This window comes from Sphingomonas sp. SRI_018, from assembly GCF_057586275.1.
This window is the reverse complement of the sequence record NZ_JBYCZO010000004.1, coordinates 35,534-49,239: the sequence shown is the minus strand read 5'-3', so window position 1 is coordinate 49,239 and position 13,706 is coordinate 35,534. Positions and strand designations below refer to the sequence as shown.

General features: G+C 69.9%; 9 protein-coding genes. 6 read left to right on the top strand and 3 right to left on the bottom strand.

Going from position 1 to position 13,706, the window contains the following annotated elements:
• Window positions 1-62: 62 nt before the first annotated feature.
• Window positions 63-5,798: an alpha-2-macroglobulin family protein gene (locus AC2YHA_RS17015; RefSeq protein ID WP_487402571.1), complete on the top strand. Its 5,736-nt coding sequence runs from the start codon at window positions 63-65 to the stop codon at window positions 5,796-5,798.
• 118 nt (window positions 5,799-5,916) lie between these two features.
• Complete coding sequence (gene pbpC / locus AC2YHA_RS17010) at window positions 5,917-8,007, top strand: penicillin-binding protein 1C (RefSeq protein WP_487402664.1); 2,091 nt, start codon at window positions 5,917-5,919, stop codon at window positions 8,005-8,007.
• A gap of 279 nt (window positions 8,008-8,286) precedes the next feature.
• On the opposite strand, the gene AC2YHA_RS17005 is transcribed toward pbpC, so the two are convergent.
• Together AC2YHA_RS17005 and AC2YHA_RS17000 are read right to left on the bottom strand one after the other, a co-directional pair.
• Entirely contained in the window at window positions 8,287-8,805 is a 519-nt protein-coding gene (locus AC2YHA_RS17005) for an RcnB family protein (RefSeq protein ID WP_487402570.1), read from the bottom strand.
• A 108-nt stretch (window positions 8,806-8,913) separates the two neighbouring features.
• Window positions 8,914-9,381: an outer membrane protein assembly factor BamE gene (locus tag AC2YHA_RS17000; RefSeq protein ID WP_233784859.1), complete on the bottom strand. Its 468-nt coding sequence runs from the start codon at window positions 9,379-9,381 to the stop codon at window positions 8,914-8,916.
• A gap of 108 nt (window positions 9,382-9,489) precedes the next feature.
• On the opposite strand from AC2YHA_RS17000, the gene AC2YHA_RS16995 reads away from it, so the two are divergent.
• Window positions 9,490-9,996: a ubiquinol-cytochrome C chaperone family protein gene (locus tag AC2YHA_RS16995; RefSeq protein WP_487402569.1), complete on the top strand. Its 507-nt coding sequence runs from the start codon at window positions 9,490-9,492 to the stop codon at window positions 9,994-9,996.
• Window positions 9,993-10,517 carry a YceD family protein gene (locus AC2YHA_RS16990; protein ID WP_487402568.1) on the top strand — a complete coding sequence of 175 codons (525 nt, stop codon included), beginning with the start codon at window positions 9,993-9,995 and terminating at the stop codon, window positions 10,515-10,517. The genes AC2YHA_RS16995 and AC2YHA_RS16990 overlap by 4 nt, the downstream gene beginning before the upstream one ends.
• Before the next feature lie 108 nt (window positions 10,518-10,625).
• On the opposite strand, the gene AC2YHA_RS16985 is transcribed toward AC2YHA_RS16990, so the two are convergent.
• Window positions 10,626-11,522 carry a LysR family transcriptional regulator gene (locus AC2YHA_RS16985; protein WP_487402567.1) on the bottom strand — a complete coding sequence of 299 codons (897 nt, stop codon included), beginning with the start codon at window positions 11,520-11,522 and terminating at the stop codon, window positions 10,626-10,628.
• A 176-nt stretch (window positions 11,523-11,698) separates the two neighbouring features.
• Here AC2YHA_RS16985 and AC2YHA_RS16980 point away from each other — a divergent pair, with 176 nt between their 5' ends.
• Both AC2YHA_RS16980 and AC2YHA_RS16975 read left to right on the top strand, forming a co-directional pair.
• Complete coding sequence (locus AC2YHA_RS16980; RefSeq protein WP_487402566.1) at window positions 11,699-12,895, top strand: MFS transporter; 1,197 nt, start codon at window positions 11,699-11,701, stop codon at window positions 12,893-12,895.
• Window positions 12,896-12,912: 17 nt separating this feature from the next.
• The gene (locus AC2YHA_RS16975; protein WP_487402565.1) at window positions 12,913-13,692 is read left to right on the top strand and encodes an SDR family NAD(P)-dependent oxidoreductase; all 780 of its coding nucleotides are present in this window, start codon (window positions 12,913-12,915) and stop codon (window positions 13,690-13,692) included.
• The last annotated feature ends 14 nt before the right edge of the window (window positions 13,693-13,706 follow it).

Genomic DNA, 13,706 nt, shown 5'->3' with positions numbered 1-13,706 from the left:
ATCGAGACGCTGGACTTGGCGCGGCCGCCGTTTCAGGTTGGCAACAAAAAGGGGAATCCGCCGTGAAGCTCGCCGTTCGCCTCGCGATTCTTGCCGCCGCGCTTGCACCGCTCACCGCCCAGGGCGACGCCAATCCGCGCGTGATCCTGGCCACGCCGGGCATCGGCGACGGCGCGATCGAGCGGTTCACCTTGCGCTTCTCGGCGGCGATGGTGCCGCTCGGCGACCCGCGTGCGAAGGCGCCGGCGGCCAGCGCCTGCGCGGGCGAGGGGCGCTGGGTGGACCAGTCGACCTGGGTTTACGAGTTCGCGAGCCCGCTGCCCGGCGGCACCACGTGCGAGTTCAACCTGGTCGCGGGGCTCAAGAGCGTCTCCGGCTATGAGGTCACCGGCAATTCGACGTTCAAGGTCGATTCGGGCGGACCGATCGCGCGGGCGGTGCTGCCGGGCAACTACGACGGCGAGATCGAGGAGGACCAGGTGTTCCTGGTCGCCGCCGCGATGGCGCCCGACCGCGCCTCGGTGGGCGCCAATGCCTATTGCGCGGTCGACGGGCTCGGCGAGAAGATCCCGGTCGACGTGCTCGACGCGGCGCTGCCGGGCAAGCTGCTGTCCGAGCTCGGCACCGATCGCTGGCAGGTTTCGAGCTTCCTCTCCAGCGCTAACCTGCCGAGCGCGCTGCCGGCCGAGGCCAAGGCGCGGGACGAGGCGCTGGCGAGCGTGATCGCGGTCAAGTGCCGCCGCCCGCTGCCGCCCGGGCGCGACATGGCGCTGGTGTGGGGCGCGGGCGTCAGCGCCGCCGGCCGCACTGCGGGAGCCGACCAGCGTTTCGACTTCACCGTGCGCAAGCCGTTCACCGCGCGCTTCGAATGCAGCCGGGTCAATCCGCAGGCGGGCTGCAACCCGGTCAAGGACGCCTATGTCCGCTTCTCGGCGCCGATCCCCAGGGCCCAGGCCGAGGCGATCCGCATCGCGCTGCCCGACGGCAAGACGCTGACGCCGAAGATCGACAAGGACGACCAGACCAAGGCGGTGGTGAGCCAGGTCAGCTTCTCCGCACCGCTGCCGGCGGCGACGACCGCCAAGCTGACGCTGCCCGCCGATGTGAAGGACGAGAGCGGCCGTCCGCTCTCCAACGCCGAGCGATTCCCGCTGGATGTGCGATTCGACGCGGCGCCGCCGCTGGTCAAGTTCGCCGCCGTGTTCGGCGTGCTCGAGGCCGAGGAAGGCGGCGTGCTGCCGGTGACGGTGCGCGCGGTCGAGCCGTCGCTCGGCGGCCAGATCGCCAGCGTCGCCGGGCAGACGCTCAAGGTCGATTCGTCCGACGCCGACGTCGCCGCCTGGCTGCGCCGGCTCGACGAGCATGAGGAATCCGACTTCGAGGAGGTGAAGCGCGGCGATGAGACCGTCACGATCAACAACACCGCCTCCAAGCCGCTGATCCCGGCCGGACGCGGCGCCGCGCTCAACGTCGGCCTGCCGGGCAAAGGCAAGGAGTTCGAGGTCGTCGGCATCCCGCTCAAGCAGCCCGGCTTCTACGTGGTCGAGCTCGCCAGCCCCGCGCTCGGCCGTGCGCTGCTCGGCCGCGATGCGCCGCGCTACGTGACCGCGGGCGCACTCGTCACCAACATGAGCGTGCATTTCAAATGGGGCCGCGGGGGCTCGCTCGCCTGGGTGACCGAGCTCAGCAGCGGCAAGCCGGTGGCGGGCGCCGACGTGCGCATCTCCGACAGCTGCACCGGCACGATCCTGGCGCGCGGCACCACCGACGCCGAGGGTCGCTTTTTGGTCACCAAGGGCTTGCCCGACCCCGAGACCTACGGCAGCTGCGAGAACAACAGCACCAACCATCCGCTGATGATCTCCGCACGCAAGGCCGGGGACTTCGCCTTCGACCTCACCAGCTGGGGCGAGGGCATCCGGCCCTACGACTTCGACCTGCCCTATGGCTGGAGCGAGCGGAACGAGGTGGTGCACACGGTGTTCGACCGCGCGCTCGTGCGCCAGGGCGAGACGGTGCACATGAAGCACATCGTCCGCGTGCCGAACGGTGCCGGCTTCCGCATGGGCGAGCCGTTCACCGGCACGCTCAAGCTGTCGCATCGCGGCTCCGACACCCAGTTCGAGCTGCCGCTGTCGATCGACGCCAACGGCACCGGCGAGAATGAATGGACCGCGCCGCAGGGCGCGCCGATGGGCGACTACGACGTGCAGATGGTGGTCGGCGACCGCACCATCTCGAGCGGCCAGTCGTTCAAGGTCGACGAATACAAGCTGCCCACGATGAAGGCGACGGTGACCGGGCCCAAGGAGGCGCAGGTCAGGCCAAAGACGATGCCGCTCGATCTCTACGCCGGCTATCTGTCCGGCGGCGGCGCCTCCAACCTGCCGGTCGACCTGCGCATCGGCTATTTCCGGCGCTCCGCCACACCCGCCAATTATGACGCCTACACCTTCGGCGGCGCGGCGGTGAAGGAAGGTGTGCAGCCGCTCAATGGCGACGGCGAGGATGCCGACGAGGCGGCCGAGCTGCCGCCGACGCAATCGCTGCCGGTGACGCTCGGCGGCGACGGTACCGGCAAGGCGACGGTCGACGTGCCCGCGCTCGACGCGGGCACCGACATGCTGGTCGAGATGGATTATCAGGACGCCAACGGCGAGACGCTGACCGCCTCGCGCCGCATCCCGATCTATGCCTCGGCGGTGCAGCTCGGCGTCAGGACCGACGGCTGGCTGATGAAGCAGGACGACCTGCGCCTCAAGCTGGTCGCGCTCGACACCGACGGCAATCCGATCGCGGGGCAGCGGGTGCAGGTGGCGCTCTACAGCCGCGAGATCCTGACCGCGCGGCGGCGGCTGATCGGCGGCTTCTACGCCTATGACAACCAGGCGAAGACCACCAAGCTGTCGGGATCATGCTCGACCACGACCGACAAGCTCGGCCTCGCCGAATGCCAGCTCGATCCGGGCGTGTCGGGCGAGGTCTATGCGGTGGCCACCACCACCGACGCCAACGGCAACGTCGCGCGCGCGGTGCGGTCGGTATGGCTGGTCGGTGACGACGACTGGTGGTTCGGCGGCGACAACGGCGACCGCATGGACGTGATCCCCGAGCAGGCCGAGTACAAGGCCGGCGAGACCGCCAAGTTCCAGGTGCGGATGCCGTTCCGCAACGCGACCGCGCTGGTGACGGTCGAGCGCGAGGGCGTGCTGTCGAGCTTCGTCACCCAGCTGTCCGGCACCGATCCGGTGGTCGAGGTGCCGATGCCCGGCACCTATGCGCCGGACGTGTTCGTCTCGGTGATGGCGGTGCGCGGCCGCGTCGGCGGCTGGTGGCTGTGGCTGTCCAACCTCGCGCGCGACTGGGGCCTGCCCTGGTTCAGCCGCGAGGGCGCGCGGCCGACTGCGACGGTCGACCTTGCCAAGCCGGCCTATCGCCTCGGCATCGCCAAGGTGAAGGTGGGATGGGAGGCGCATCGTCTCGGCGTCGAGGTGAAGGCCGACAAGGGCCGCTATGCGGTGCGCGACACGGCTGAGGTCGACGTCGCGGTGCGAGGTCCCGACGGCAAGCCCGCCGCCTCCGCCGACGTCGCCTTCGTCGCGGTCGACGAGGCGCTGCTGCAGCTCGCGCCCAACGACAGCTGGGACCTGCTGACCGCGATGATGGGCGAGCGGCCGATCTCCGTGCTGACCTCGACCGCGCAGATGCAGGTGGTCGGCAAGCGCCACTATGGCCGCAAGACCGCCGAGCCCGGCGGTGGCGGCGGCGGCGACCTGTCCGGCCTCAACCGCGAGAATTTCCAGCCGGTGCTGCTGTGGCGCGGGCGGCTCGCGCTCGACGGCAACGGCCATGCGCGCGTCGCGGTGCCGCTCAGCGACGCCCTGTCCTCGTTCAAGCTGGTGGCGGTCGCGACCTCCGGGCCGCAGCTGTTCGGCACCGGCGAGACGAGCGTGCGCACGTCGCAGGACCTCCAGATCTTCGCCGGGCTCCCGCCGCTGGTGCGCACCGGCGACTGGTATGCGGCAGGCTTCATGCTGAGGAATGCGTCGGACAAGCCAATGAAGGTCTCGGCCACCGTCGAAGTGACGCCGACGATCGCGCGCGGACGTCCGATCGAGGTGACGATTCCCGCCGGCGGCGCGGTGCCGATCGCATGGAACCTGACTGCGCCAGGAATGCCGGGCAATCTCAGCTGGAAGGTCATCGCCAGGTCCGCCGACGGCAAGGCCAGCGATGCGATCACCGTCGCGCAGGAGGTGGCGCCCGCGGTGCCCGTGGAGGTGTGGGCCTCCTCACTCACTCGCGTCGGCGAGGCGACCTCGCTGGTGGTCGGACCGCCTGCCGGGGCGCTGCCGGGGCTCGGCAGCGTCGAGGTCAGCCTGACCGACACGCTCGCGCCGCCGCTCGCTGGGGTGCGCGACTATATGGCGGCTTATCCCTACAGCTGCTTCGAGCAACGGCTGTCGCGCGCGGTGGCGCTTGGCGACGGCGGCATGTGGACGGCGCTCGCGGGCGAGATGCCGACCTACCTCGATGGCGACGGCCTGCTGCGCTATTGGCCGTCGGAGACGCTGCCGGGATCGGAGGCGCTCACCGCCTATGTGCTGGCGCTGACCTCCGAGGCCGGGCTGCCGGTGCCCGAGGCCCCGCGCGGCCGGATGATCGAGGCGCTGAAGGCGGTGCTCGACGGGCGGCTGAGGCATGAGGACTATGGCGACGTCCGGCTCCAGCGCCTCAACGCCTTCGCTGCATTGGCCCGCGCCGGGGCGGCGACGCCCGACATGCTCGGCCAGATCGGGCTCGCCCCGAACGAGATGCCGACCGCCAGCCTTGCCGACTATATCGTCGCATTGGGCAAGGTGCCGGGGCTCGCCAACGGCGCTGCGCTGCGCAGCCAGGCGGAGGACGTGCTGCGCACGCGCCTGGTCTACGAGGGCACGCGGCTCGATCTTTCCGACAAGGACAATGCGCCGTGGTGGCTGATGTCCTCGGGCGACGAGAGCGCGATCAAGGCGCTGCTCGCGGTGCTCGGCCGGCCGGGCTGGCAGGATGACGCGGCGAAGATGATGGTCGGCGTCGCCCAGCGCCAGCAGCGCGGCCATTGGGACAACACCACCGCCAACGCCTGGGGCACGGTGCTCGCGCAGCGCTTCATGGCGATGTACCCGGCCGAGGCGATCGCGGGGGTTACCACCGCCTCGCTCGGCAGCTCGAGCATCAGCCGGAGCTGGCCGCTCGCACCCGACCAGCGCCGCTTCAGCCTGGCCTTGCCGGCGGCGCAGGCGCCGCTGCGCCTCGCCCAGTCGGGCGGCAGCGGACCGTGGGCGTTCGTGACGGTCAAAGCGGCGGTGCCGCTCCGCCAGCCGCTCAATGCCGGCTACAAGATGACCAAGGCGGTCGAGGTGGTGCAGGCACGGACAAAGGGCCAGCTCACCCGCGGCGACGTGATCAAGGTGACGATCACCGTCGACGCCTCCGCCGAGCGCAACTGGGTGGTGGTGAGCGATCCGGTGCCCGCCGGCGCGACGGTGGTCGGCGGCGCGGCCAACCAGTCGTCGATGCTGGGCGACCTCGCCGGCGCCGGCGAAGGGGTGAGCCCGAGCTACATCGAGCGCGGCAAGGACGCGTGGCGCGCCTATTTCGCCTGGGTGCCGCGCGGGACGTTCAAGGTCTCCTACGTCATGCGGCTGAACGGCGTCGGTCGGCTGCAGGTGCCGCCGACGCGGGTCGAGGCGATGTACTCGCCCGCGATCCGCGCGCAATGGCCGAACCAGCCGATGGTCGTGGCGCAGCGGTGATGTCGTGGTGGACGTGCCCCAATTCCCGTTCGCGCTGAGCTTGTCGAAGCCCTGTTCTTCTCTTCTCGAAAAAGGAAGGGCGGCGCTTCGACAAGCTCAGCGCGAACGGAACAAGTGGATCGCCCTTGCCGCTATTCTCGCCCTTGCGGCATCGGTCGCAGGGGTCGACTGGATCACGCGCCCGCCGCCTTTGCCGAGCTACGCTCAGGTCCGCGCGGCCTGGAAGCCGTCCGAGGCCTGGCTCTACGACCGCAATGGCCGGCTGGTCGACAGCATCCGCGTCGATTTCGAGCGGCGGCGGCTCGCCTGGACGCCGATCGACGAGATCGCCGAGCCGATGAAGGCGACCTTGGTCGCGGCCGAGGACCATCGCTTCTACGGCCATAACGGCGTCGACTGGTGGAGCCTGGCGGGGACACTGCGCGACCGGATGCAGGGCAAGCGCGTGCGCGGCGCCTCGACCCTGTCGATGCAACTCGCCGCCTATCTCTCTCCCGACCTTGCCGCACCGGGTGCGCGCGGGCTGCTCGACAAGCTGCGGCAGATGCGCGCGGCCCGGGCGCTCGAATCGCGCTGGAGCAAGGACCAGATCCTCGAAGCCTATCTCAATCTCGCCGGCTTCCGCGGCGAGGCGCAGGGGATCGGCGCCGCCGCGCTCGGGCTGTTCGGCAAGACGCCCGACGCGCTCACCCGCGACGACGCGCTACTGCTGACGGCGCTGCTGCCCAATCCGGCGGCGACGGCGCCTCGGATCGCCGGGCGCGCGTGCCGGCTCGGGCAGGAGCGGGATTGCAGCCGCTTCGAGGGCATGGCCGCATCGATGCTGGGGCCGGCGCGCAGCCTTGCGCTCGATCCGGGCCTCGCCCCTCATCTCGCGACCCGGTTGCTGACCAGGCCGGGGATGAAGGTCACCAGCACGCTCGACGCGCGCATCCAGCAGATCGCGATCGTCGCGCTCCGCCGCCAGCTTCAGGGACTCGGCGGCAGCCGTGCGCGGGACGGGGCGGTGATCGTGATCGACAACGCCAGCGGCGACGTGCTCGCCTATGTCGGCGGGATCGGTGGCGCCTCGACCGCGCCCCAGGTCGACGGCGCCAACGCCTATCGCCAGGCGGGATCGACGCTGAAGCCGTTCCTCTACGCGATGGGCTTCGAGAAGGGCTATCTCACCCCCGCGTCGATCCTCGACGATTCGCCGGTGCAGCTCGACACCGCCTCGGGCCTCTACGTGCCGCAGAACTACGATCGCGGGTTCAAGGGACCGGTGTCGGCGCGGACCGCGCTCGCGGGGTCGCTGAACGTGCCGGCGGTGCGCACCTTGCTGCTGACGGGCGTCGAGGCGTTCCGCGACCGGCTGTGGGATACCGGCTATCGCGGCCTCACCGAGGACGGCGATTATTACGGCTTCAGCCTGGCGCTCGGATCGGCGGAGGTGACGCTCGGCCAGCAGGTCGACGCCTATCGCAGCCTCGCCAACAGCGGGCGCTGGTCGCCGCTGAGGCTGACCACGGACGCCCCGCGCGAGGCGCCGCGCGCGATCACCACGCCCGCGGCCGCCTGGCTGGTCGCCGACATCCTGGCCGATCCGGCGGCGCGCGCCGCCACCTTCGGGCTCGATTCGGCGCTGCGGCTGCCGTTCTGGGCGGCGGCCAAGACCGGCACCTCCAAGGCGATGCGCGACAATTGGTGCATCGGCTTCTCGCGCCGCTACGCCGTCGGCGTCTGGGTGGGGAATCTCGAGGGCGATCCGATGCGCGCCGTCTCCGGCACCAGCGGGGCGGCGCCGGTGTGGCGCGACGTGATGCTGGCGCTCGGCGATGGCGGTGGGCCACCGCCGATGCCGAAGGGAGTGGAGGAGCGAGCGGTGCGCTTCGCCGGCGCCATCGAGCAGCCGCGCCGCGAATATTTCCTCGCCGGCACCGGCCAGGCCGAGCTGGCGGAGGCCCCCGCCGCCGCGCGGCGGCCGCGCATCACCACGCCGGTGTCGGGCAGCGTCTATGCGCTCGACCCCGATATCCCGCCGTCACGCCAGCGGCTCGCGGTGTCGGTGTCGGGGGAAGTGATCGGGCACCGGCTGCTGCTCGACCGGCACGACATCGGCGCCGCCGACGCGCAGCCGCTGCTGCTGGCGCCGCCGGGATCGCATCTGCTGCGGCTGGTGGATCTCGGCGGGCGGACGGTCGATCAGGTCCGCTTCACCATCCGCTGAAATACAAATCATATCGCCAGCGAACCAATCGGCGGTTCGCGCGTTGCGTGGCGCAGGTCCCTTCCCTTTCGGGGACCAGGCGTCCCTCCCGGCGCCCGGCCGCGTCGGCGCTTATCTGCGACGCGGCCGAACCCGGAGCGGCTTAGAGCCTATTCGGGAATGCGGCACCGGCCCGCTCCCCCACCCGGCCACCCACGAGCGTACCCTGATGGGTGGCCGGGTGGGGGAGCGGGCCGGTGCCGCCGAAATGTGCCGCTGGGCACATTTCCGAATAGGCTCTTACCAGTAGAAGCCGCGGATCACGTCGACGACATAGCCGCGGCGCGTGTCGACCAGGATCACGTCATTGTAGTGACGCACCCAGCGCTGATAGCGGCCGGCCGGCGGCAGGCGGTAACGCCAGGGATCGTTGATCCAATAGCGCGAACCCCAATAGGTCGGCGCGATACGCACGCCCGGACGGAAGCTGTAGTAGCGGAACGGCGCCCGCCAATTGCCCCGCGCGTAGAGGCCCCGGTTGCGATCGCGCCAGCCGCGCCAATCGTCGCGGCCCCAGCGGCGGTTCCGGTCGTTGATATCCTCGCGAAGCTCACGGCGCGCCTCGCGCACGTCGCGGCGCTCCTCGCGAATGTCACGGTGATCGCCGCGGCGATAGGCGTCGCGCAACTCGCGCCGCTCCTCGCGGAGGTCGCGACGGTCGCGGCGGATCTCGCCCTGCGACTGCGCGCTGGCGGCGGCGGGGGCGATCACCGGCATCGCCACCGCGGCGATCAGCGCGGTCATCATCAACTTGCGCATAAATCCTCCTATTCCCTTACGGACGCGGCACGCGCCGCATCTCGTCCCGATGCATAGGAGATGTCGCTTGAACCGGGCGCGAACGCGCCGGTCAGCCAATTGAAAGGGTCAGGGCCCGGTGTCCCCGCCGCCCGGCGCGCCGGCGCCCGCGCCGACCGTGCCGATGTTGCCGAACAGATCCTGGAAGAAGCCGCGATGGCGGCCCAACGTCGGCGTCGTCTTGCCGTAGGGCGTGACCTCCGCGACCTGCTCGATGCCGGTGCGGTTGATCGCGGTCACCGTGCCGTTCTGGTCGAAGCTGACGCGGATCGCCACCTGGCGGATCGCCTTGGGATTGTTGAAGGCGAGGTTGCGGGTGTCGCGCGACACATAATACCAGTCGCGGTCGTTGAACTGGCCGCCGACGGTCGGCCGGCCGAGCACGCGCGTCACCGATTCGCGATTGTCGACCCCCGGCTGCACCGAGTTCACCAGATCGGCATCGACGACATAGCCCTGATGGCCGCGCAGCGGCGTGCAGCCGCCGGAAAGCCCCGCGGCAGCGGCGATGAGCAGGACGGCGGCGGGACGAAACATGGAAACTCTCCGGACGATACGGGCGCGGATTTGCATCCCACGCCGTCCGCCTCAATATGCGGTGACGATGCGGCGAACAAGCCGCGGCTTTTCAAGGACGTTGACAAGGTGGGTTGGATCGATCGGCTGTTCGGCCGCAGGGAGGAGGAAGCGGTCGCGCTCTACCGGGCGGTGGTGGCCCGCGCGCGTGAGCCGCACTGGTATGCTGAAGGCAAGGTCGCCGACACGATCGACGGCCGATTCGACATGATCGCCGCGCTGCTCTCGCTGGTGCTGCTGCGGCTGGAGGCGGAACCGGGCACCGAAGCCGTCGGCGTCGCACTCGCCGAGCGGTTCGTCGACGACATGGACCCGCAGCTGCGCGAGATCGGGATCGGAGACGTCCTGGTCGGCAAGCACGTCGGCAGGATGATGAGCATGTTGGGCGGCCGGCTCGGCGCCTATCGCGAGGGGCTGGCGGCGGGCTCGATCGACCGTGCGCTCATCCGCAATCTCTACCGAGACCACCCGCCCGCGCCGGAACCGCTGGCGCATGTGCGCGAAGGCCTGCTCGCCCTTCACCGCGCGCTGGCGGCGACGCCGGCCGAGACGCTGATCGAAGGGAGGCTGCCATGACCGCCGCACCCGAACTCTCGCGGCCGCACCGGCTGGATGCGATCGGCGCGGGCGAATCGAACGTCACCGTCACCGCCGACGAGGGCGAGCGCGCGGCGCTGGCGAAGCGCTTCGGTTGCATTGCGATCGATCGGCTGGAAGCCCGTTTCACCCTGCGGCGCGATGCCACCGGCATCGTCGCGCGCGGACATCTGTCGGCGGCGGTGACGCAGGCCTGCGTCGTCACCGACGAGCCGCTACCGACGACGCTGGAGGAGGATTTCGCGCTGCGCTTCCTGCCCGAGCCCGACGCGCCCACCGACGAGGTCGAGCTCGACGCCGACGAATGCGATACCGTCTTCTACACCGGCGGCGCGATCGACCTCGGCGAAGCGGCGGCGGAGACGCTGCTGCTGTCGCTCGATCCCTTCCCGCGCGGCCCCAATGCCGCCGCGGCGCTGAAGGAAGCGGGAGTATTGAGCGAGGGCGAGGCTGGTCCTTTCGGCGGGTTGGCGGCGCTCAAGGACAAGCTCAAGAAATAACCAGCTCCGTTCGCCCTGAGCCTGCCGAAGGGCCGCCCTTTTTCCGAAGCGAGAGAAGAACGGTGCTTCGACAAGCTCAGCACGAACGGAATAGGGTAGCCGTTCCAGCTATCCCGCCACGAATGCCTGCAGCCGCGGCACGGTGAAGTCGAGGAAGGCACGCACCCGCTGCGGCATCCGCATTCCGCCGAGGAACAGCGCGTGCAGCGGCTCCTCGTCGCTCTCGCCGGACAGCACCTCGGCCAGCCGGCCGGCAGCGATGTCGTCGCGGACGTGATAATCTGCCAGCCGGGCTAGCCCGACCCCGGCAAGCGCCATGCGGTGCAGCGTCTCGCCGTTGTTGGCGAGCAGCGAGCCTCGCACGCTGCGGTCGACGATGCGTCCGCTCTCTTTGATCGGCCAGACCGGCGCCAGCCGGCGGAAATTGAAACCGAGGCAGTTGTGCCGCGCGAGATCGTCGACCGTGGCCGGGACGCCGTGGCGCTCGAAATAGGCCGGTGCGCCGACGATCTTGCGATGCGAGACGCCGATGCGCCGCGCCGTCATCCGCGAATCCTGGAGATTGCCGGTGCGGAAGGCGACGTCGGTGCGATCGAAATAAAGGTCGACGATCTCGTCCGAGAGCGACAGGTCGACGACGATGTTGGGATAGGCGCGCCAGAATTCCGGCAAGATCGGCTCCAGCGCGTGCACGCCGAAGGTGACGGTGGTGGTGACGCGCACCGTGCCGCCGGTGGCAGCCGCGCCCTGCATCACGCCGCGGTCGATGTCGTCGAGCTCGGCGAGCAGCGCCAGGCTGCGCTCGTAATAGACATGCCCTTCGGCGGTAAGCGACAAGTGCCGCGTCGAGCGTTCGAGCAGCCGCACGCACAATCGCCGCTCTATGCGCGCGACCAACTTGCTCACCGTCGAGGGTGTCATACGGAGCAGCCTCGCCGCTTCGGAGAAGCTGCCCGCTTCGACCACGCGTACGAACACCTGCATCTCTCCGGCGCGGTTATCCATGTCCGGACGGTCCTATCTGTGAAATTACTTCATCAATGAAGTGGTTCGGGAGGGGATAATCAAGCCGCGCCGGGCAACCCATCTTCCGCGCCGCAACACGCCATCACGGAAAAGGGTTCAATCATGCGGACATCCGCCAACCATCCCCGCTTCACCGCCCGGCAGGATCGCTGACGATGGAAGCCTGCGCCAATCCCGCCACCTTCGCCCGAAAGCGCGAGACGAATTCCGCCTGGCCGCTGCTCGCGCTCGCGATCGGCGCCTTCGGTATCGGCACCACCGAATTCTCGCCGATGGGGCTGCTGCCGGTGATCGCCGAGGGCGTCCATGCCTCGATCCCCGCCACAGGAATGCTGGTCAGTGCCTATGCGCTGGGCGTGATGGTCGGCGCGCCGTTGATGACGCTCGGCCTCGGCCGGCTCCCCCGCAAGACCGCGCTGATCGTGCTGATGGCGGTGTTCACCGTCGGCAACCTGCTGTCGGCGGTCGCGCCCGGCTATGCCTCGCTGATGGTCGCCCGGGTGGTGACCAGCATGGCGCATGGTGCCTTCTTCGGCCTCGGCTCGCTGGTCGCCGCGAGCGTGGTGCCGGCGGAGAAGCGCGCGAGCGCGGTCGCGACCATGTTCCTCGGGCTCACCATCGCCAATGTCGGCGGCGTGCCCGCGGCGACCTGGGTCGGGCAGCAGATCGGCTGGCGCGCGGCCTTCGCCGGCACCGCCGGGCTGGGCGTGCTGACGATGATCGCCGTCGCGCTCGCGCTGCCGCGGGGCGACCGCGGCGCCATGCCGGATATCCGGCGAGAGCTGACGGTGCTCGGTCGGCCCGCGGTGCTGCTGGCGCTCCTCACCACGGTGCTCGGCGCCGGCGCGATGTTCACGCTCTACACCTATGTCGCGCCGGTGCTGGCGCATGTCACCGGCGCAAGCACGGGATTCGTCACGGCGATGCTGGTGCTGATCGGCGTCGGCTTCACCATCGGCAACGTCGCCGGCGGCAAGCTTGCCGACAAGTCGCTCGACGGCAGCCTGATCGCGTTCCTGTCGGTGATCGTGCTGATCATGCTCGCCTTCCCGCTGCTCGCGAAGAGCGAGGCTGGCGCGGGCGTAGCGCTCGTCATCTTTGGCGCCGCTACCTTTGCGGTCGTGCCGCCACTTCAGATGCGGGTGATGCAGGCCGCCGCGGAAGCGCCGGGGCTCGCGTCCTCGGTCAACATCGGCGCGTTCAATCTCGGCAACGCGCTCGGGGCTGGCGCAGGCGCTGCAGCGATCGCGCTTGGGCTCGGCTATGCCGCAGTGCCGATCGCCGGCGCGCTGATCGCCGGCGCCGGTTTGCTGCTCGTTCTCGCCAGCCGCGCCTCGCGACCCTCCCTCTGAACCGAAGGAACCGACCCATGGACCTTGAACTTCACGGCAAGACCGCGCTCGTCACCGGCTCGACCGCAGGGATCGGGCTGGAGATCGCCCGGCGCCTCGCCGCCGAGGGCGCGAACGTCGTCATCTGCGGCCGATCGCAGGAGAAGCTGGATGATGCCGCAGCCGACATCGGCGGGAACGTCCGCGCCGTGCTCGCCGATCCCGCCACGGCCGAGGGTGCGGCGGCGCTGATTGCCGCGGTCCCGGCAGCCGACATCCTGGTCAACAATCTCGGCATCTACGAGCCCAGGGACTTCGGCGAGATCGACGACGCCGACTGGTTCCGCCTCTTCGAGGTGAACGTGATGAGCGGCGTGCGCCTTTCGCGCCATTACCTGCCGGCAATGAAGGCCGGGAAATGGGGCCGCATCATTTTCATTTCCAGCGAAGGCGCGCTGATGGTGCCACCGGACATGATCCACTATTGCATGACCAAGACGGCGCAGCTCACCATCTCGCGCGGCCTTGCCGAGACCACGCGCGGCACCGGCGTGACCGTCAATACCGTGATGCCAGGCCCGACGCGCTCGGCCGGGATCGTCGATTTCCTGCGCAGCGGCGCGAGCAATCCCGACGCGCCGGCCGAAGAGATCGAGCGCGAGTTCCTGGAGAAGAAGCGGCCGACCTCGCTGATCCGGCGCATGATCGAGCCGCAGGAGGTCGCGGCGACGGTCGCCTTCCTCGCCAGCCCGCTTGCCGCCGCCACCAACGGCGCGGCGATCCGGGTGGAAGGCGGGATCCTGCCGACGATAGCATAATTTCCCCCGTCACC

Bases quoted from the DNA above. Each gene is read 5' to 3' on its own strand.
- AC2YHA_RS17005 (WP_487402570.1), bottom strand. From the start codon at position 8,805: ATGCGCAAGTTGATGATGACCGCGCTGATCGCCGCGGTGGCGATGCCG.
- AC2YHA_RS17000 (WP_233784859.1), bottom strand. From the start codon at position 9,381: ATGTTTCGTCCCGCCGCCGTCCTGCTCATCGCCGCTGCCGCGGGGCTT.
- AC2YHA_RS16990 (WP_487402568.1), top strand. From the start codon at position 9,993: ATGACCGCCGCACCCGAACTCTCGCGGCCGCACCGGCTGGATGCGATC.
- AC2YHA_RS16985 (WP_487402567.1), bottom strand. From the start codon at position 11,522: ATGGATAACCGCGCCGGAGAGATGCAGGTGTTCGTACGCGTGGTCGAA.
- AC2YHA_RS16980 (WP_487402566.1), top strand. From the start codon at position 11,699: ATGGAAGCCTGCGCCAATCCCGCCACCTTCGCCCGAAAGCGCGAGACG.
- AC2YHA_RS16975 (WP_487402565.1), top strand. From the start codon at position 12,913: ATGGACCTTGAACTTCACGGCAAGACCGCGCTCGTCACCGGCTCGACC.